General features: G+C 51.0%; 16 protein-coding genes. 9 read left to right on the top strand and 7 right to left on the bottom strand.

Features of this window, described 5'->3' with window-relative positions; genetic code table 11:
* Nucleotides 1-190: 190 nt before the first annotated feature.
* The 3 genes from H6G89_RS08340 to H6G89_RS08330 form a co-directional block, all read right to left on the bottom strand.
* The gene (locus H6G89_RS08340; protein ID WP_190504906.1) at nt 191-988 is read right to left on the bottom strand and encodes a TIGR03943 family putative permease subunit; all 798 of its coding nucleotides are present in this window, start codon (nt 986-988) and stop codon (nt 191-193) included.
* 57 nt (nt 989-1,045) lie between these two features.
* Nucleotides 1,046-2,077, bottom strand: a complete 1,032-nt coding sequence (locus tag H6G89_RS08335) for a permease (RefSeq protein WP_190504904.1) — start codon at nt 2,075-2,077, stop codon at nt 1,046-1,048.
* 175 nt (nt 2,078-2,252) lie between these two features.
* Nucleotides 2,253-2,432, bottom strand: a complete 180-nt coding sequence (locus H6G89_RS08330; protein WP_190504902.1) for a hypothetical protein — start codon at nt 2,430-2,432, stop codon at nt 2,253-2,255.
* A gap of 310 nt (nt 2,433-2,742) precedes the next feature.
* On the opposite strand from H6G89_RS08330, the gene ftsH2 reads away from it, so the two are divergent.
* On the top strand, nt 2,743-4,629 hold the full coding sequence (gene ftsH2, locus H6G89_RS08325; RefSeq protein WP_190504900.1) for an ATP-dependent zinc metalloprotease FtsH2: 1,887 nt from the start codon (nt 2,743-2,745) through the stop codon (nt 4,627-4,629).
* A gap of 583 nt (nt 4,630-5,212) precedes the next feature.
* Nucleotides 5,213-6,016 (top strand): PspA/IM30 family protein, encoded by an 804-nt coding sequence (locus H6G89_RS08320; RefSeq protein WP_190504898.1) that lies wholly within the window; start codon nt 5,213-5,215, stop codon nt 6,014-6,016.
* Nucleotides 6,017-6,087: 71 nt separating this feature from the next.
* Here H6G89_RS08320 and H6G89_RS08315 read toward each other — a convergent pair whose 3' ends face one another.
* Nucleotides 6,088-6,690, bottom strand: coding sequence for a hypothetical protein (locus H6G89_RS08315; protein ID WP_190504897.1), 603 nt, complete (start codon nt 6,688-6,690; stop codon nt 6,088-6,090).
* 326 nt (nt 6,691-7,016) lie between these two features.
* Between H6G89_RS08315 and trxA the strand changes: the two genes are divergently transcribed.
* The 3 genes from trxA (at nt 7,017) to H6G89_RS08300 (ending at nt 9,670) form a co-directional block, all read left to right on the top strand.
* Entirely contained in the window at nt 7,017-7,352 is a 336-nt protein-coding gene (gene trxA / locus H6G89_RS08310; RefSeq protein ID WP_190504895.1) for a thioredoxin, read from the top strand.
* Between the two features lie 50 nt (nt 7,353-7,402).
* A complete protein-coding gene (locus H6G89_RS08305; RefSeq protein ID WP_190504892.1) occupies nt 7,403-8,575 on the top strand; it encodes an LL-diaminopimelate aminotransferase in 1,173 nt (390 codons plus the stop codon).
* A 63-nt stretch (nt 8,576-8,638) separates the two neighbouring features.
* Nucleotides 8,639-9,670 carry a hypothetical protein gene (locus H6G89_RS08300; protein ID WP_190504890.1) on the top strand — a complete coding sequence of 344 codons (1,032 nt, stop codon included), beginning with the start codon at nt 8,639-8,641 and terminating at the stop codon, nt 9,668-9,670.
* A gap of 382 nt (nt 9,671-10,052) precedes the next feature.
* Here H6G89_RS08300 and H6G89_RS08295 read toward each other — a convergent pair whose 3' ends face one another.
* A complete protein-coding gene (locus H6G89_RS08295) occupies nt 10,053-10,439 on the bottom strand; it encodes a DUF3110 domain-containing protein (protein ID WP_190504888.1) in 387 nt (128 codons plus the stop codon).
* 164 nt (nt 10,440-10,603) lie between these two features.
* Between H6G89_RS08295 and H6G89_RS08290 the strand changes: the two genes are divergently transcribed.
* The 4 genes from H6G89_RS08290 to H6G89_RS08275 all read left to right on the top strand — a co-directional run bounded on the left by H6G89_RS08290 (nt 10,604) and on the right by H6G89_RS08275 (nt 17,380).
* Entirely contained in the window at nt 10,604-15,640 is a 5,037-nt protein-coding gene (locus H6G89_RS08290) for a translocation/assembly module TamB domain-containing protein (protein WP_190504886.1), read from the top strand.
* A gap of 132 nt (nt 15,641-15,772) precedes the next feature.
* Complete coding sequence (gene ndhC / locus H6G89_RS08285) at nt 15,773-16,135, top strand: photosynthetic/respiratory NAD(P)H-quinone oxidoreductase subunit C (protein ID WP_190504884.1); 363 nt, start codon at nt 15,773-15,775, stop codon at nt 16,133-16,135.
* Entirely contained in the window at nt 16,132-16,848 is a 717-nt protein-coding gene (locus tag H6G89_RS08280) for an NADH dehydrogenase subunit K (RefSeq protein ID WP_242059887.1), read from the top strand. Before ndhC ends, H6G89_RS08280 begins: the two co-directional genes overlap by 4 nt.
* The gene (locus tag H6G89_RS08275; protein ID WP_190504880.1) at nt 16,841-17,380 is read left to right on the top strand and encodes an NAD(P)H-quinone oxidoreductase subunit J; all 540 of its coding nucleotides are present in this window, start codon (nt 16,841-16,843) and stop codon (nt 17,378-17,380) included. Before H6G89_RS08280 ends, H6G89_RS08275 begins: the two co-directional genes overlap by 8 nt.
* A gap of 55 nt (nt 17,381-17,435) precedes the next feature.
* Here H6G89_RS08275 and H6G89_RS08270 read toward each other — a convergent pair whose 3' ends face one another.
* Both H6G89_RS08270 and H6G89_RS08265 read right to left on the bottom strand, forming a co-directional pair.
* Nucleotides 17,436-17,573 (bottom strand): hypothetical protein, encoded by a 138-nt coding sequence (locus H6G89_RS08270; protein ID WP_190504878.1) that lies wholly within the window; start codon nt 17,571-17,573, stop codon nt 17,436-17,438.
* Nucleotides 17,574-17,605: 32 nt separating this feature from the next.
* The gene (locus tag H6G89_RS08265) at nt 17,606-18,571 is read right to left on the bottom strand and encodes a GNAT family N-acetyltransferase (RefSeq protein ID WP_190504876.1); all 966 of its coding nucleotides are present in this window, start codon (nt 18,569-18,571) and stop codon (nt 17,606-17,608) included.
* Nucleotides 18,572-18,825: the final 254 nt, after the last annotated feature.

The raw sequence follows: 18,825 nt of genomic DNA, 5'->3' as shown, positions 1-18,825 counted from the left end.
TCTTAAACCGAACTGACGTTATTTTTAGGATTGCCGGTGTGAGTGTCTCGCTCACGGCACGAGCAAGATGCTCGCACTACCCTAACTTTTAACTGCAACTGCCCCAGGTACTCACCACTATTAACTATTAACTATTAACTATTGACTATTAACTATTGACTATTGACTATTGACTATTAACTACTAACCTCTAGTAATCGTAAGGATTCTCCGGTTCCTCAATCTGCTCAAGCTGAGTAGCAGCAATCACCAATTGACGTTGATTGTTGAGGGTTTCAGTGGTCATCTTGCCCTGTACTCGTAACCAGGTATCAGAAGGATAAGACGTTTGCCCTTCACCCAACTTGACAGGCAACCCCACAGGATAAACATCTGCCGCACAACAGGTAATCACAAATCGGGCGATCGTGAAATAGCCACTGGGCAGATCAGGTGAGGCAATCACAAATCCCTCAACGTTGACATCCTGACCTTTGTAAGCGTCAGGCTCTGGATACACATTCAAGGTTCGCACCCACTCGATGAGCGATCGCTCTCCCGGTTGCGTCCCCCCCCGAAATGCCTGCGGGCGCGATCGCGTCATCGTCAGAGTATCGGTCACTCCCCGCGCCAGAGCCGTCTCACTGGCAAAGGGTTCTGGCGTAAAGACCAATCCCAACAATGCCACCACGAGCAATATCCCTGCGCTCCAACGGCGAGGTAACAGCGAGAAGTGTTGTAGTGTTGACCCACTGATGCCGTGCGATCGACTGAGTTGAACCACCTGCCAGGTTCGCAGCCCTGCTAATACCAGGAAAAAAGCTCCCGTGGAGTAGGCTAACCACATGTAGTCAGGGTGCAACAAGATGTTGAGTTTGTTGGTAAGCCAATATTTCAGCAGCAGCACTCCCCATGCCAAAATTGCCGTGATATCTAGCCACAACAGCCAGGACACATTACCCAAATCTTGTAAGCGGAATGGTTTGGAGCGTCGTGATCGAGTAGCCATAGAGATTTAATACGCTGAAATAGAGGTGCAGTAACAGTTGAGATGAGCGGCAACCCCTCAACTCAGGTAAATATTTACAAGCAATGCCAACACAAAGGTGAGTTGACCCGCGATCGCAAACAGATACACGATCGCCCGTCCTCTAAAAATCGAGAGGAGTAAGGCAATGTTTTTCAGGTCAATCATGGGTCCAAACACCAAAAAGGCGAGCAGTGACCCGGTCGTAAAAATCGAGGCAAACGATAGGGCAAAAAAGGCATCCACTGTGGAGCAAATCGACACAATTGTTGCCAGCAACATCATTGCCAGGATGGATGTAATTTGATCTTGCCCTAAGCCCAGCACCCATTCACGGGGAATGGTGACCTGCAAAATAGAGGCGATCGCTGCCCCAATTATCAGTACTCCACCCAGTTCTCGCAGTTCCTGCAAAATATTTTCCAGCATCAGCTGAAAGCGCACAGCCAGAGGCTTTGACAACACCGAACTGCTAACCGCACTGGACTGGAGCAAGCCATCAAAGCGCAGCGGTTGACCCGACTGCCCCAACAAAAAGGTGCCCGGTTGCAGCAACTCTGGCACAGGTCCATCGCCCACATATCCAGAAGGCTTGGAAGGCTTGAGCGGCGCAGGCATCATCCGGGCGATCGCTGGTTGCATCAACGGACGCAGATCAACCTGAGCACTAAAGATCCAGCCGATAATCGTCGCAATCAACAGTGAACAACCCAATCGCAAAAACACGATTTCGGGTTGGTCGCGAAAGGCAGTGTAGGTCGCCCAAAAGACAATGGGGTTGACCGTAGGAGCCGCCAACAAAAAGCCGATCGCCATCGCAGACGGAGCACCCTGCACCAATAGCCGTCGCGCCACAGGCACATTGCCACACTCACAAACTGGAAACAAACAACCAATTAAACTTCCTGAGAGGGCTGCCAGAGCAGGGTTTTTAGGAACTAGTGCAACTAACTTGCGCTCATCCACAAACAGCAGCAACACACTTGAAAACAGCACTCCCAATAACAAAAACGGCATTGCCTCGACAAGCAAGCTAAAAAATAAGGTTAAGGCGTTGTTGAGTTTGGTCATGCAGTCGGTTTATTGCCTGTGGGATGAAAAACGTTGCACTTGTTAACATGACAAGCCATTCTACCGGATCAACCGAGTCATGTGGGGCAATTCCTCAATCGGAAGCTTGCTTATGCAGACCAGGAACGTCCCATCGCGATCGCGACTTTTCCATACTGCGACTTGACCGAGTGTCTTAGATGATTACCCTACAGTTCCCCTGACGGATACAGGTTTCTAACTTGACGTGACCAATCAGGATTTTGGCGGTCAAAACAGCAGCGATAGGAACAAAACCGACCTGCATCAGTTCATCAAAGCCCGCATCTTCCGGCATTCGCATCAGCGGGCTTGGCTCTGATAGCCGCGCATTCATACGAGTTTTGCCCACTGATGCCTCTGTGTTTGCAGAGTAGCGTTGTCATGGAGTTACAGAAACTAAACCCCTGATTATCAATAAGTTGCTCTGATCTCAGTAATTAAGTTAAATTTGATTAAGATTCTTTCTCAGAAAAGGAACTTCCCTATCTGGTCTTTGGTGGACATACTTCCATAAATTGAAGGCTAGCATTAGAACATCTGGCAAACATGATGCCAGACGTTTATGAGTGAAAAGTTTAAGAATTAAGGCAAGCGTGTCTTGCTGGCTTATTAACTGCTGCTGTATCTAGAGGCAATTTGACGTTATGAAATTTTCCTGGAGAGTTATCCTGCTCTGGACATTGCCAGCCCTGGTCATTGGCTTTTTCTTCTGGCAAAGCGCATTCTCCTCATCCCCCATGGACATGGGACGCAATACGGCTAGCACCCGGATGACCTATGGACGGTTTTGGGAATATCTGGACGCCCATCGTGTGACCAGCGTTGATCTATATGACGGTGGACGCACTGCCATCGTCGAAGCAGTTGATCCAGAGCTAGATAATCGAATCCAGCGTTTGCGAGTCGATTTACCTGGTAATCTGCCCGATCTGGTGACCCGTCTACGCAAAGAGGGAATTAGTTTGGATTTCCATCCTCCTCGCAATGATGGAGCCATTTGGGGTGTGTTGGGCAATCTCATCTTCCCAGTGTTACTGATTGGTGGCTTATTCTTCCTGTTCCGCCGTTCTAGCAATGTGCCCGGTGGTCCTGGTCAGGCGATGAACTTTGGTAAGTCGAGGGCAAGATTCTCGATGGAAGCCAAAACAGGCGTGAAGTTTGATGACGTCGCAGGCATCGAAGAAGCCAAAGAAGAATTGCAAGAAGTAGTCACCTTCTTGAAGAAGCCAGAGCGATTTACAGCAGTAGGTGCCAAGATTCCCAAAGGGGTGTTGTTAGTCGGTCCTCCTGGAACGGGTAAGACGTTACTTGCCAAGGCGATCGCGGGTGAAGCAGGCGTTCCTTTCTTCAGCATTTCGGGTTCTGAATTCGTGGAAATGTTTGTGGGTGTAGGTGCGTCTCGCGTTCGTGACCTGTTCAAGAAAGCGAAGGAAAATGCTCCCTGCATCATCTTTATCGATGAAATTGACGCGGTTGGTCGGCAACGGGGCGCAGGAATTGGCGGTGGTAACGACGAGCGGGAACAAACCCTCAACCAACTCCTGACTGAGATGGATGGTTTTGAGGGCAATACCGGAATCATCATCATCGCAGCAACCAACCGTCCTGATGTACTCGATTCTGCCTTGTTGCGTCCGGGTCGCTTTGACCGCCAGGTCACGGTAGACGCTCCCGATATCAAAGGTCGCTTGGAAGTATTGCAGGTTCACGCCCGCAACAAAAAGTTGGCTCAAGAGGTGTCGCTAGAGGCGATCGCTCGTCGGACTCCGGGTTTCACTGGAGCGGATCTGGCTAACCTGTTAAACGAAGCGGCTATTCTCACGGCTCGTCGCCGCAAAGATGCCATCACCATGTTGGAAATCGATGATGCGATCGATCGCGTGGTTGCCGGTATGGAGGGCACTCCGCTGGTAGACAGTAAGAGCAAGCGTCTGATCGCTTACCACGAACTGGGACATGCGATCGTCGGTACGTTGTTGAAGGATCATGACCCGGTTCAAAAGGTAACGCTGATTCCTCGTGGGCAGGCTCAGGGGTTGACCTGGTTCATCCCTAACGAAGATCAGGGCTTGATCTCTCGTGCGCAAATCATGGCTCGCATTACGGGAGCGTTGGGCGGACGTGCAGCAGAGCATGTGATCTTCGGTGATGCTGAAGTAACTACAGGTGCAGGCAATGACTTGCAGCAAGTCACCTCCATGGCGCGTCAGATGGTAACTCGATTTGGTATGTCTGACCTCGGTCCTCTGTCGCTGGAGAGCCAAACAGGTGAAGTCTTCTTGGGGCGTGACTGGATGACTCGTTCTGAGTACTCCGAAGAGATCGCTGCTCGCATTGATGCTCAGGTACGTTCCATCGTTGAACGGTGTTACGACGAGGCTTGTCGCCTGGTTCGTGAAAATCGAGTTGTTGTCGATCGCCTGGTTGACCTGCTAATCGAAAAGGAATCGATTGATGGAGAGGAGTTCCGGCAGATTGTAGCGGAATACACGACTGTTCCTGAGAAAGACCGCTACGTGCCGCAGCTTTAGGAAGAGATACGACTAAGTGCTGCTATTCACGGATAGGGTTTGGAAATAAAACCAGGGCTGTGGGGGCTGCGTCCCCATCCAGGGGTTCCACCCCTGCACCTAAATTCCTACCCTGATTTACGAAGAGTTGTACCAAGGTATTGTCAGGAAAATTAAAGGCTAAAGGATGAAGGACAAAGGCTGAAAAGCATTCCTTCATCCTTTTTTGTTTCGGCGATCGCCACCAGTCCTGAAGCCCCTACCCCTCTGCCGCTCTACTCCTCTAACCCCCTCCACCCTCTCTACCTTTCGCTATAAATCAATAGCCTTAGCTACATTTGATGGGGCGAAGGCGAGTCAGAAAGCCCCTCCAGCACAGGGGTTAGGCCACTAGCTTCGTCCTAAGCTTTCTGACCAAAGCTATAATTTCTTTTTTCATCCTTTATCCTTCATCCGTCATCCTTGTTTTCTGACTAAACTGGAGATGTGTTAAGACTGTTGACATTAGCCATTCCGGTTCACCTCTACGCTGAATCAAGGGATAGGCTATTTACAGAGTCTATCGCTGCTACCTCTCTTACACCCCAAAAGGAAAGATAGAGTCATGGGACTATTTGACCGTGTTAGCCGAGTCGTTCGCTCTAACCTCAACGCTGCTGTTAGCTCTGCCGAAGATCCAGAGAAAATCCTGGAGCAAGCTCTGATTGACATGCAGGAAGACCTGATTCAGTTGCGTCAGGCTGTGGCAAGTGCGATCGCTAGCCAAAAGCGAGTCCAACAGCAATACAATCAAACTCAATCGGAAGCCAACAACTGGCAGCAAAGAGCACAACTCGCTCTCCAAAAAGGAGATGAGAACTTAGCACGAGAGGCTCTTAGCCGCCGCAAGGTTCAACTGGAAACCGCAACTGCCCTTAAAGCACAACTCGACCAGCAGACAACAACGGTTGATACGTTGAAGCGCAATTTGATTGCGTTAGAAGGCAAGATTGCTGAAGCTAAAACCAAGAAGGATATGCTGAAGGCACGCGCCAGTGCAGCCAAGGCAAATGAGCAGTTGCAAAGCACGGTAAATAGCATGGGCACCAGCAGTGCGATGGCAGCCTTTGAGCGTATGGAAGAAAAAGTGCTGCAAATGGAAGCCCGCTCTCAAGCGGTTGCTGAGTTGGCAGGTGCTGATCTGGAGAGCCAATTTGCCGCTTTGGAATCGGGTAGCGATGTCGATGCTGAACTCGAAGCGATGAAACAGCAATTATTGGGTGGAGGCTCCGCCAACCAAGCTCAACTCCCCGGCACTCCCGCAGCGCAACCTGCCTCATCGGGCACAACATCTGGTACAACCGCTCCTAAAGATGCAGCAGTAGATGCAGAATTAGAAGCTCTTAAAACTCAGTTAGACAACCTCTAAAAAGGTGGAGGAGTAGAGGAGTGGAGGAATAAAGATTCAACACTCTTCTACGCCCTTACCGCTCTACTCTTCTAAACCTGGACTGGGTTGAGCAATCCTGCCCGCTCCAGGATGATTTTGGGAGCGAAGGAATGCATCCACGCAGGGGTTTGTCGAAAGCTATCATTCCCCGGTTTTGAGGTGTATATCAAAAGGCACTGATTCTGCTCGACCATCACACTTGCCTCTCTGGTGGCAAATTGCTCCGGTACGGGAGCAATGACGGGTGGTTCGATAGCGAGCAACCGTTTTGGAGAATTCACCTGATCTACTGAGGCATCAATGAGTAGGTTGGAGTTAGCGATCGTAACCAAAATACCCAGGTGCCCCGTCCATCGATCGGGACTGCCCATACCAAACCCTAACCCGACTGAATAAGAATTATCTTGTTTGCTCCAGGTTTCTAGCTCTTTCCCTTGAGGCAATCGCCCAATTCGATTGACGTTGGCTGCATAGGGTTGATTCATCACAAGCACAGTATTGGGAATAGGGCGAGCTTGAATTCCCAGTTCGTGGAGCACTTGCAGCAACAGTTTGCTGGTGGCAATACAGGATTCTTGAACGTACCCCCGTAAGATTTCTTCTCTTACCAGACGAGAAATTGATGTAAGAGATTCTAGACTAACTGTTCTCATAGCAAAGATGCATTCTGATAACCACCGCGATCGCACCATCACACGACATAAGCAAGTGCATTTTGCTGTTTACACAAATTAATGCAACTTGACAATTCACAAAATGGTGTTGACCAGTCTGCCGGAAGTGAGCCGCGATCGCGTCTATCTATGGAAATAGAAGAACCCTATTGCTCACCTAGAAAAGCGAAATAACAAAGACACCAGATCTTCGAGTGTTTGAGCAATCAAGACAGGTAAGCTAGAGATATCAAGTTCAAAGTAACGGGTTAATTTCGTTTAACGATTTGATTCCAGTGTTGTGATCTCAAGAGTGATTTTCTTCCATGAGTAGCGTTGTTTTTGATCTCACCGATTCCGAGTTTTCGACCGAAGTGCTGGATGCAAAACAGCCCGTCTTAGTTTACTTTTGGGCACCCTGGTGTGGACCTTGTCGTTTAATGTCGCCAGCGATTACCTGGGCAGCCAACCATTACGGCGATCGCCTAAAAGTTGTCAAAATGGAAGTTGACCCCAACCCCGAAAGTGTGGCTCGTTGTAAAGTCCAGGGGGTTCCGGCGTTAGTCATGTTTAAAGATGGCGAACCCGTTGAAACCGTTGAGGGTGCAATTAACAAACAAAAGCTCGAAGAACTGTTGGCTCAACAGTTAGCAGCGGTGTAGTGGAGTGTCACTAAGCCCTGCGCTGTGGGCATTCGTTGAATGAGGCATCTATGCAATTTGCAAACCGATTAGAACCGCTTCAAGCTAATGTCTTTGCCGATATGGATCGCGCCAAGGCAAGAGCGAGAGCGGTGGGGCGAGACGTGATCGATTTATCGCTGGGGTCATCTGACCTGCCGACTCCACCCCATGTGTTAGAAGCGATCGCCCACTCGTTAGCTGATTCCAGCACACACGGATACCTCCTTTTCCACGGCACGCGATCGTTTCGGCAGGCGGCTGCCCAGTGGTACACCCAGAAATTTGGCGTTGCAGTTGATCCAGAAACAGAGGTGTTGCCCCTGATTGGGTCACAGGAGGGAACCGCTCACTTGCCGCTGGCAGTGCTCAATCCGGGGGATTTTGCTCTATTACAAGATCCGGGCTATCCCTCCCATGCGGGTGGGGTTTATCTTGCCAGTGGGCAAATTTACCCCATGCCACTCCGGGCAGAGCACAACTTTCTGCCAGTGTTTGAGGAGATTCCACCCCATGTGTTGGCGCAGTCGCGCATGATGGTGTTGAGTTATCCCCATAACCCCACAACCGCGATCGCCCCCCTCTCGTTCTTTCAAAAAGCCGTGGCTTTCTGTCAGCAGCACAACCTGGTGTTAGTCCACGACTTTCCGTATGCGGACCTGTATTTTGAGGGAGAGGCTCCTGTCTCTGTATTACAGGCTGACCCTGACAAAAGCGTCTCCATCGAATTTTTTACCATGTCGAAGTCTTACAACATGGGCGGATTTCGAGTGGGATATGCCATCGGCAATGCTGACCTGATTCGAGCGTTGCGGCAGGTCAAAGCAGCCGTTGATTTTAACCAATATCGCGGCATTTTGAATGGGGCGATCGCGGCTCTAACCCAATCTCAAGAGGGGGTTCAGGCGGTGATCGAAACGTTTCGGCAACGACGCGATGCCTTTATTACCGCTCTCCATGAGATCGGTTGGCAGGTGCCTACCCCGACTGCAACGATGTACGTCTGGGCAAAACTTCCAGAACCCTGGGTGGCAGATTCAATAAAATTCTGCACGCAATTAGTAGAAGCGACCGGAGTTGCTGTTGCTCCAGGAGCAGGATTTGGTAAATCAGGCGAAGGCTATTTGCGATTTGCCTTAGTGCATGAACCAGAGATTCTTAAAATTGCTGTCAAGCGGATGGCTGAATTTATGGAAATTCACTAATGGCGGAGTATCCTAAGAGGTAAACTTTACAGCACTCCTCTATAATTTCATCTATCTAAGGTCATGACTGCGTCCCAACCCAATCTTCTAGAGCTTGCAAAACAGGGAGATGCAACGGCGATCGCCTCCCTCATGAATCGTCACTTGCAACCCAAGGGGGTCACGGCAACGGCAACCCTAGAGGATGGTTGTTTGCAGGTTGCCCTGGAGTCACAACAAGTGCCCAATCAGCCCAGCCTGGTCGAGTTTATTCAGAAGGGCGTAACGAATTTGGGCGTGGACGCAATCAAACAGATTAGGATTTACGGGGTACAAACTGGCAAAGTAACACCCGTTTGGGAGCAAGATATTTTTCTCCAGCCCTATGCAGCCGTGCCAGATTTGCCGCCAATTGAGACTCCATTACCTGCGGCTGACGAAATTGTTCCATCGATGCCTGATGTCGATGCCGACCTCTACAACGAATCGGACGCAGTAGTTGAGAAGAAACCGGGTTTTGGATCATTTGTCAGCCAAAACTGGAAAGTGATTCCGATGATGGTGATTGCCGCTCTGGTTGGGTTTGCGGCTGTGGTCTTTATTTTGAGCCGGAGCACGCGATCGCCCCAACCTGTTGCAGAATCTCCCACCCCAGCAGCAGCATCTCCTACCCCTGCGACCGATCCAGCTACCTCTCCTGCCGTACCTGCCAGTCCTGCCGCCTCTCCTACAACATCTCCTACTCCCGTCGCTGCAACCCCGACTTCCCCAGCTTCCCCTGTCAGCCCCGCAACTCCTGCTTCTCCTGCTGCTACAGCTTCCCCTGCGCCAGTTGCAACCACCAGCCCTGCACCAACCGCAACCAGTCCCACCGCGTCTGCACCACCGTTCCAGCAGGCACTCCAGGTTGGTTACTCAGCAGCGGTCAATACCCAAAATGCCACGACGCGATCGCAATGGAATACGGTTGTCTCTGAATGGCAACAGGCGATCGCTCTGTTGGGAAGCGTCCCTGCAACAGATGGGAACTATGCCGCCGCCCAGCAAAAAATTACTGAGTATCAGCGCAATCTCAGTTACGCCCAACGGAGACTGCAACAGGCAACCACGCCGTAAAGTATAGCCGTAGTCACTTGGATTAGGACGGGGTGCAGGGGTGAAACCTCTGGCCAGGGGCGCGCAGCCCCACACCCCTTCGATTTTCAATGTCCTGACTGATGTGACGATCGCTATATGAAGAGAGAAAAGGAAAACAGGAACAAAGCGGTGGAGAAGGATGAAGGTGAATCTCACGTAGCCCAACTGGGTGAGGACACCCACCTCATCTTCATTTAATCTGCAATCCGATGCAATTTCGATTACACGACGTTGCTGACTTGGGGATAAATGAGTTGTGAGCAAGAGGCTTGCACTGGTTGGAACGATTTGCCTGGAGGGAGTGTGAACGTCTCGCTCACGTCTGCGTCAGGACAATCATCCCTCTCTTAAGCAACACCGCTTACAGTAGCCCTTCTAATCGCTTACGAATGGCATCCAACTCATTTGAGGAAAAATCGGATGATTCGTCAGGCTCCGATTGGGGCGATCGCTTTGCGTCAGCCTGCCAATCCGTTTGTTCCACATTGGTTTCAGGAGGCACAGCCAACATGCCATCGGGTACAATCTGGCATTCATAATTGGCACTTTCACAAAACTCTTCGATTTCTTCTGATTCAAACGCTTCAACGGTAGGGCTACCCATATCTTGAGCCTCTAGCATCAGACCAAAGCGAATGGCATCATCTTCGGTTTCAAACATCAAAACCACATTGCGATCGCCCACTTTTAACGTATGGATTCCCTCATTATCGGTTCGGGCATTAAACAGCAGAACAAACACACGCATAGGTCAAAACTTATGAATTCGCGAAACATTGCAGCAATCGTACTGCGTCTATCCTAATGGGGATCGGTACGCATCATTCAATATAAAATGCTGACTTCATTAAGTGCTTGCAGCAGACTAAATTTAATCGGTTATAGTCTTTTCGGTGAGAGTGTGAGGGTAGTATGACCAATTCTCCAACCCCAGAGGGAGAACCCAGACCCACAGCTAACCGCCATCGACGCAGACTTTGGGTTCGGGTTGGGCTGGGGGTCGGTGCCGTTGCTTTTGTCGGTGGCGTGATTGGTGCCCGTCAAGCATGGCTATTTATCAATAACGATTTAGCTCCCCTAATTGAACAAAACTTGGGGCAAACTCTCAATCGTCCTATCAATCTGGGGGAAGTGGAACAGGTTTCTTTGGGGGGGTTGGTGTTTGGACCGTCGGAGTTGCCACCCACCGCGACCGATCGCGACGAAGTGACTCTGGAAGCCATTGAGGTCGAATTCAACTTGCTGGAACTGCTCTGGACGCGGACTTTGCGCCTCAGTCTCAATCTGATAAATCCAGTGATCTTTGTTGACCAGGATGAAGAGGGAGCCTGGATCACCACCCAACTGCAAGCCGAGGAAGGAGAAGGGTTCATCAGAACCGAACTGAATGTGGTTCGGATTCAGAATGGGACGGTGGTATTAGAACCTGCTCCACAGTTGACGGCTGAGTCAGGAGAACCCGCTGGTTTTGAAGAAACAACAAAACGCCAGGTCACCTTGCAAGGGGTCAACGGTGGGGCAAACTTTAGCGAACGCAACAGACGAGTTGCCTTTGACATCACCACTGGCTTGCTGACAGGCGGAGATTTGCGGCTGCGGGGAGAGGCGAATCTCAACACTGAGCAGACCAATTTGGTGGTGATGGGACAGAATTTGTCTGCGGCAGATGCCAGTTCTCTATTGCCCCTACCGTTAATTTTGCAGGAAGGACGGTTGGCAGCTAACTTAGAGGTACGACTGCTGCCCGATGAACCGCTCGCTTTTCAGGGTGTGGCTCGGTTTCAAGATGTCAGTGCCATTATTGTGAATGTGCCAAATCGCTTTACCCAGGCAAACGGGCAACTGCGGTTTGATGGGCAGGTGATCGCTCTGGAGAATGTACGGGCACGATATGGACTGATTCCAGCAGAAGCCAGTGGCACTCTGCACATCCAGAACGGCTACAATCTGGCAGCACGAGTGCGATCGGTTTCAGTCAATGATCTGCTCAAAACTTTTGATCTCAATCTGCCTATTCCCGCTAGCGGTGCTTTGAATGCAGACTTGCGTTTAACCGGAGCACTAAATGAACCCCTGATCACCGGGACTGCCTCCAACAATGGCATCGTACGAGTCGATCGCATCAACGTTTCAGATGTACAGACACGATTTAATCTCACACCCCGTGCTCTGACGTTTGAGACGATCAACGTCACACCCACTGAAGGGGGAAGCATCACGGGGGGAGGTCAGTTAGCTTTTGGCGATCAGGGGGGGTTGGACTTTGCCTTTCAAGCGCGAGACTTACCGGGAGATGCGATCGCCCGTCCTTATGGAGTCAATTCCCCAAATATTACGTTGGGTCGTCTAGCAGCTGATGTTGAGGTAACCGGACCAACCGATAACTTTCAAGCGACGGTGCAATGGCAAGCACCCAACGCTACCTATCCAGGGCAAGGCGACATTGTCATTACCCAGGGCATTACCCGCTTTGAAAATACTCGTCTCAGCATAGCGGGTGGTACGGCAACTGCCAGTGCCCAGATCGCTGATGGACGGTGGCAGGCAGTGGTCAATGCCGCTAACATTCGCCTCAATGAGTTTTCGCAAGAATTACGGGGGCTATTTAGCGGTGACTTGCGCTTGTCCGGCAGTTTAGCCCAACTCAACCCTGCCGGGGTACGCGCTGAGGGACAGGTGCGCTTTTCAGAAGGGGTGTCGCTATTAGAACGACCCCTGACCGCTGCCATTACCTGGAATGGCGATCGCATCTTAGTACGCCAAGCGACGGCTCCCGGCTTTCGAGCAGACGGGTTCCTATTGGCGCAATTACAGGGCGCAGGCGCACCTGCTCTGACTGGCTTAAACCTCAATGTCAATTTGCAAGACTATAACGTGGCGGATTTGCCAATTCCAGTGCCACAGCAATTTCAACTGCGAGGACAAGCCGACTTTAACGGTCGCTTGACAGGCTCTCCGGCGGCTCCGGTGGTGGATGGACGGTTGGGGTTAGAGCAGTTAGCAGTCAATGATTTACGATTTGAGTCACCGCTACGAGGGACGTTTAGTTACGCTGGGGGGCGTGGGTTAAACCTGAATGTGGCAGGTAGCGAAGATCAACTGATCGCCCGGTTAGACGGCACTAACCGCCCCACCTACTTCTTGGTGCGCCAAGAAAACGAACTGGTGGCACAGCAATACGGCATTGAGGATGGCAACCTCTTTGCTGAAGGCGTTGGGCGAGGCAATACGCTGAATGTGGTCGTTCGCAATCTGCCCCTGGAAACGCTCAACCTGAGTGGTGGTGCAGGGTTTGGCGAAGTCCGAGGTCTAGCCAATGGCACCTTTGACATCAATCTGGCAAACCTCAACAACCCAACCGTGGTGGGAACCGTGGCGATCGCTCGTCCTGCGTTGGGATATATCAACGCCAATACAGTGCGTGGACAAGCCAACGAGTTCACCGGGCAGTTTCGGTACGAAGATGGGGTAGCAACCATCAACCGAGGGGAATTTCGTCGAGGTGACAGTGTCTATGAGATTGGTACTACTCGCTTTCGACCCGGTGCAGCCCCCCAATTTGAAAGCACCATCAATATCACCAATGGCAATATTCAGGACATTCTGACCGCATTTCAGTGGTTTGAGTTAGAAGATCTGGGTCGAGGCATTGAGGCACCCACCGCCTATGGGGCCGGGGTACTGGATACCGTGGCGATCGACACCTTTGGCGACACGATTCTCAACCAACTACGGCGTTATTCTGAAATTGTGGCTCTTCTAGAGCAACAGGAAGAAGCGGAGGAAGCAGCCTCCAATCTGCCCGACTTGCGGGATTTGCAGGGTTCCTTTACAGGCAGTATTACTGTGTCCAGCACTCCCCAAACCGGGTTAGTCGCCGATTTCAATATCTTGGGTCAGGAATGGACGTGGACACGATACGGGATTGATTGCGTCATTGTAGACGGAGAATTGGCTAACGGAGTGCTGACTCTGCTGCCTTTCCGACTCCAAGGGTTGAGATATCGCAACATCAATCCCCTCTCCAGAAACCAATCTGCCACTCCGGTTAGCACAACTCCAGACAATGCCACGTCAGGCAATGCAACTCCAGGCATTGTAACTCCGGGCGGCGAACCAACTGCCCCTGCCATCCCCGCTGCCTGCATCAACCAACCCGGTTCAGCTTTTCTGGCTTTTTCTGGGCAGATTGGGGGTGATCAACAAAATGGGCAACTCCAGGCACAAAACGTTCCAGTGGAAGCACTGCGCGACTTCTTTGAGCTACCCGTCGATCTGACGGGCAACTTAAATGCGATCGCCACGTTGGCGGGCAGCCAACAAAACCCACAAGTTGACGGAGAAATCAGAGTCACTGACGCAACCCTCAACCGCACAACTGTACAAGAGGCAAGCACCCTATTCGGCTATAACAATGCCCGATTGCGCTTTGATGGCAGAGTCGTGGTCGAAGAACCGCAACCGCTAACCTTTAGTGGCAGCATTCCCTACCGCTTTGCGTTCATAGACGAGAGCATTAATCCCGGTGAGAACATCGAGTTAAATGTCGATGTTGAGGATGAAGGACTCGCTCTGTTGAACCTACTCACTCGCCGTCAGTTGGTGTGGGATGGAGGAGGAGGAGACGTAGAACTCCGGGTTGATGGCACCCTTTCTCAACCCCGAGCCAGAGGAATCGCTATTTTCACCAACGCTCAGTTTTCAGCACAGGCGTTGCCAGAACCGCTAACCAATGTCAATGGCACGATCGTATTTGATACCGATCGCATTCAAGTCGAAACCTTACGGGGGCAGTTCAGTGATGGGCAAGTTCTGGCAGAAGGGGTGTTACCTATCTTTAGACCCATTAGCTCTAACCCTCCAGCCGATGGACCTGCTCCGCCACAACCCCTCACCGTTAGCCTTACAGGTTTAGAACTCAATCTTAAGGGCATCTATGACGGGGGTGTTAATGGGCAAGTTATTCTCACAGGAACAGCTCTAGCACCTCGCATCGGTGGCAACATTACCCTCAGTGATGGGCGTGTCTTCTTACCTGACAACTCACAAGCAGCTGTCCCCTCTGATACTGCATCCCCATCAGAGACAAATCAGGGACTGGCAACCGTTCCTCCGCAATTAAATAATTTGCGGTTAACCCTTGGCGATCGCTTGTTGATTACCCGTGAACCCATTCTGAATTTTGTGGCAGCTGGCGATCTTTTGATCAACGGCACCGTTGGAGATCTACGTCCTAAAGGGGTCATTCGCCTGCGGAGCGGACAGGTCAACTTATTTACAACGCAGTTTAATCTGGCGCGTGGATACGATAGCCGAGCCATTTTTAACCCCAGTCAGGGTCTTGACCCGTTTATTGATGTCCGCCTCAGCACCTCGGTCATCGAAGTGACCCGTGCCCCAGCCGTCTTCCAAACAGCCGCTCCCTATGCTCAATCCGAAATCGCCGATGTCCCAGTAGGAGATTTCGGGGCATTTCAAACCGTCAGAGTGCAAGCGAGTGTTCGTGGACAAGCGAGCGAGCTGTTTGATAATTTGGAACTCACCAGTAGCCCCCGACGCAGCGAAAACGAAATCATTGCACTGTTGGGTGGTAGTTTTATCAACACACTGGGACAGGGAGATAGCACCCTGGCGATCGCCAACCTGGCAGGATCAGCCCTGCTCACTAACGTGCAAAACATTGTTGGCAATGCCCTTGGCTTAAGCGAATTCCGCCTCTTTCCCACGACTACCGTTGATGAAGATCAAGCCTCAACCTTTGGTCTGGCAGCCGAGCTTGGAGTAGATATCACCGATAATCTCTCCACATCGGTCGTTCAGATCTTGACGGGAGACGTTCCAACCCAATTTAACGTACGTTATCGCCTCAGCGAAGAATTTTTATTGCGGGGTTCTACTAACCTCTCCGGTGACAATCGCGCCGTACTGGAGTTTGAAAGACGGTTCTAATAGATCCGGCTCTATGGACTCACCTGAGCGACTTCAATATCCAGCATTTTCAGATAGTGTGAAAAAAGAGTAACATTATTAGAGGTTTGACTACGATTTACGATTTAACCACCTTCAAGCGGCGACATAACTGTGTTTGTTCTTAGCGGCTACGAATACCTTTTAGGCTTTCTACTGATCTGCGCCCTAGTTCCCGTTTTAGCCCTGGGCACGGCTTACCTCCTATCTCCCCATCGCAAAGGAGTAGAGCGACGCTTGACCTACGAATCGGGAATGGAACCCATTGGCGGGGCTTGGATTCAGTTCAACATTCGCTACTATATGTTTGCTCTGGTTTTCGTCATCTTCGACGTAGAAACCGTGTTTCTTTATCCCTGGGCAGTTGCCTTCAACCAGTTGGGGTTGTTGGCGTTTATTGAAGCCCTGATCTTTATCGCAATTTTGGTCGTCGGTCTTGTTTACGCTTGGCGGAAAGGAGCCTTGGAATGGTCATGAACCCCGTTACTCAAGATGGCATTATTAGTCCAATAGGGCGACCTGAGGTCACTCAAGATTTGTCAGAAAACGTCATCCTGACAACCGTTGATGACTTGCATAACTGGGCACGTCTCTCCAGCCTCTGGCCTCTGTTGTATGGAACTGCCTGCTGCTTCATTGAGTTTGCAGCCCTGATCGGCTCTCGCTTTGACTTCGATCGCTTTGGTCTGATTCCCCGATCCAGCCCTCGTCAAGCTGATCTAATCATCACCGCAGGCACGATCACCATGAAAATGGCTCCAGCTCTGGTGCGGTTGTATGAGCAGATGCCGGATCCGAAATACGTTATTGCAATGGGAGCCTGCACCATTACAGGCGGTATGTTTAGCTCAGATTCCCCAACTGCTGTACGTGGGGTAGACAAACTAATCCCGGTTGATGTCTACATTCCCGGTTGTCCCCCTCGCCCAGAAGCCATCATTGATGCCATTGTCAAGTTGCGGAAGAAAATTTCGAATGAGGCTGTTCAAGAACGTGGCTCGTTTGGACAAACGCATCGGTATTACACGCGATCGCACAAGCTGACCCCCACCCCAGACATTCTGACAGGCAAATACTTACAGTCCGAAACTCGTCAGGCACCTCCCAAAGAACTGATGGAGGCAATGGGTCTACCTGTTTCTCCCGCATTAGAAGAAACTCGCACGAAGGAGGCTGTCGATCGTGGCTGAAGAAACCTCAAATCAAGAATCGTCTCTCGCACCCAGTGGGGGTACAGGGGTCGTTGAAGCAGGCAAAACCTCCCGTTGGCTCACTGAAAATGGTTTTGAGCACGAATTTTTGGAACTCGATCACAGTGGCATCGAGGTGTTGAAGGTCGATCGCGACTTCTTGATCCCGTTTGCAACCGCTCTTTACGCCTACGGTTTCAACTATTTGCAGTGTCAGGCTGCCTATGACGTTGGACCAGGTGCTGAATTGGTTAGCATCTATCACCTGACCAAGGTCAGCGACAATGCCGATCGCCCTGAGGAAGTTCGGATCAAGGTTTTCTTACCCCGTGAAGACCCGCGTGTTCCTTCGGTCTACTGGATCTGGAAAGCGGCAGACTGGCAAGAACGTGAGAGCTACGATATGTACGGGATCGTCTACGAAGGGCATCCCAACCTCAAACGTATTCTGATGCCAGAAGATTGGGTTGGCTATCCACTCCGCAAAGACTACATCTCTCCAGACTTTTACGAGCTACAAGACGCTTACTAAACTGTCTCGCATACTGCTCAAAATCCCCGACTTGTTGAAAGCTCGGGGATTTGTTTTAACGTGAATTCGGGATAAGGATTTCGGCGATTAAAACCGCCGCTATCGGAGCAAAGCCGACCTGCGTCGGTTCGTCAAATCCTGCCTTTTCCGGAGTCCGCGTCGGCAAACTTCGCTCTAGTAGCCGCAAATTCATTCGCCGGGCTCTTAAACCGAACTGACGTTGTCTTAAGTTAACGGTTTGACATAGGACAACCGCATGTGTAGCTGTCGAAACCCAACCGACTCATACAGATGCAACGCCTGGTTAGGGTTTTGTGTATCGACCCCCAATTTTACGGTGTCAATTCCGGCTTCCCAAAGTCGCTGCATTCCCGCTAGCAACATGGCGCGCCCTAACCCCATACGGCGAAAGCCTCGCCGAGTTCCCAACCGACCAATCCACCCTTCATTACAACCGTGATGACTGTTGTACTCGCGATCAATGTGACAGGAACAAAATGCCGCAAACGTTCCATCGGGGGCGATCGCCACGAGATCCAGTTCTGGGCGATAGTTGGGATCATTCTCCAGCCAATAGCAGTGCTCCTCGACAGTCAAGGGGTGATGGTTCCAATGATCGACAAAGGATTGGTTATACATCTCGACCCAGGCGGTTGCATCAGTCCGTCCCTGAGACGGACGGAGCGTAAATCCCTCTACGATCTTTGGAGTCGGAATCGGTGGGATCAACGACTTCATCATCGTGAGAAATTGGCGATCGACTGAGAAACCCGATTTTTCCAGGAGTTGAATCACATAACTCTGGTCGCTACGACAACCCGATCGCAAGTGAACTGTTACTCCTTTATTTCGTCCGATCTCCCGCAGTCGCCGCTCACCCCAGGCAATCATATCTGTTTCGATCTGACTACCTCGTGCGTCTGGGTGGACTCGAAACCACAGCCAACCATCTACATCTGTGACTGACTGGGGCATCCAGATTTGTGCGAACCCAATTAATCGACCTGTTGTATCACGCCATAGCTGCAAGTCGCGACTCTGGTCTAACAGGGGGTCGTTAAACTCAAGCTGCAACTCAGCGGGAGTGGAGTACTGATCAAGCTGATCGACCGTTGCACAGTAATTGAGCAAGTCTGCGATCGCCTGTAAATCAGTGTCTCCGGCGTAGGGGCTTACCGATAACATCAACATAAATGATGACCATCCAATACGTTGGATTGCTTTTGGCTACTACCACGACCACTCAGGCAATTACAGAAAACACGACCTATCCTCAAGACAGGTTCAACCAGGGCGCACGAGCTAAGGATCGTGGATTTATGAGAATCCGCAACATATACGGGCGGGTTGAGCAGACTAGTGTTGCGAACACAAAGTTCTGCAATGTAGGGGGTTTGGGGGCTTCGCCCCCAAGAAGGGGTTTCACCCCTTCACCCCTTTCAAAA

The organism is Oscillatoria sp. FACHB-1407 (assembly GCF_014697545.1).
Lineage (GTDB): Bacteria > Cyanobacteriota > Cyanobacteriia > Elainellales > Elainellaceae > FACHB-1407.
The sequence above is the reverse complement of the archived record's forward strand: the minus strand, read 5'-3'. Positions and strand labels throughout refer to the sequence as shown.

Bases quoted from the DNA above. Each gene is read 5' to 3' on its own strand.
- H6G89_RS08340 (WP_190504906.1), bottom strand. From the start codon at position 988: ATGGCTACTCGATCACGACGCTCCAAACCATTCCGCTTACAAGATTTG.
- H6G89_RS08335 (WP_190504904.1), bottom strand. From the start codon at position 2,077: ATGACCAAACTCAACAACGCCTTAACCTTATTTTTTAGCTTGCTTGTC.
- H6G89_RS08330 (WP_190504902.1), bottom strand. From the start codon at position 2,432: ATGAATGCGCGGCTATCAGAGCCAAGCCCGCTGATGCGAATGCCGGAA.
- ftsH2 (WP_190504900.1), top strand. From the start codon at position 2,743: ATGAAATTTTCCTGGAGAGTTATCCTGCTCTGGACATTGCCAGCCCTG.
- H6G89_RS08320 (WP_190504898.1), top strand. From the start codon at position 5,213: ATGGGACTATTTGACCGTGTTAGCCGAGTCGTTCGCTCTAACCTCAAC.
- H6G89_RS08315 (WP_190504897.1), bottom strand. From the start codon at position 6,690: ATGAGAACAGTTAGTCTAGAATCTCTTACATCAATTTCTCGTCTGGTA.
- trxA (WP_190504895.1), top strand. From the start codon at position 7,017: ATGAGTAGCGTTGTTTTTGATCTCACCGATTCCGAGTTTTCGACCGAA.
- H6G89_RS08305 (WP_190504892.1), top strand. From the start codon at position 7,403: ATGCAATTTGCAAACCGATTAGAACCGCTTCAAGCTAATGTCTTTGCC.
- H6G89_RS08300 (WP_190504890.1), top strand. From the start codon at position 8,639: ATGACTGCGTCCCAACCCAATCTTCTAGAGCTTGCAAAACAGGGAGAT.
- H6G89_RS08295 (WP_190504888.1), bottom strand. From the start codon at position 10,439: ATGCGTGTGTTTGTTCTGCTGTTTAATGCCCGAACCGATAATGAGGGA.
- H6G89_RS08290 (WP_190504886.1), top strand. From the start codon at position 10,604: ATGACCAATTCTCCAACCCCAGAGGGAGAACCCAGACCCACAGCTAAC.
- H6G89_RS08280 (WP_242059887.1), top strand. From the start codon at position 16,132: ATGAACCCCGTTACTCAAGATGGCATTATTAGTCCAATAGGGCGACCT.
- H6G89_RS08270 (WP_190504878.1), bottom strand. From the start codon at position 17,573: ATGAATTTGCGGCTACTAGAGCGAAGTTTGCCGACGCGGACTCCGGAA.
- H6G89_RS08265 (WP_190504876.1), bottom strand. From the start codon at position 18,571: ATGTTGATGTTATCGGTAAGCCCCTACGCCGGAGACACTGATTTACAG.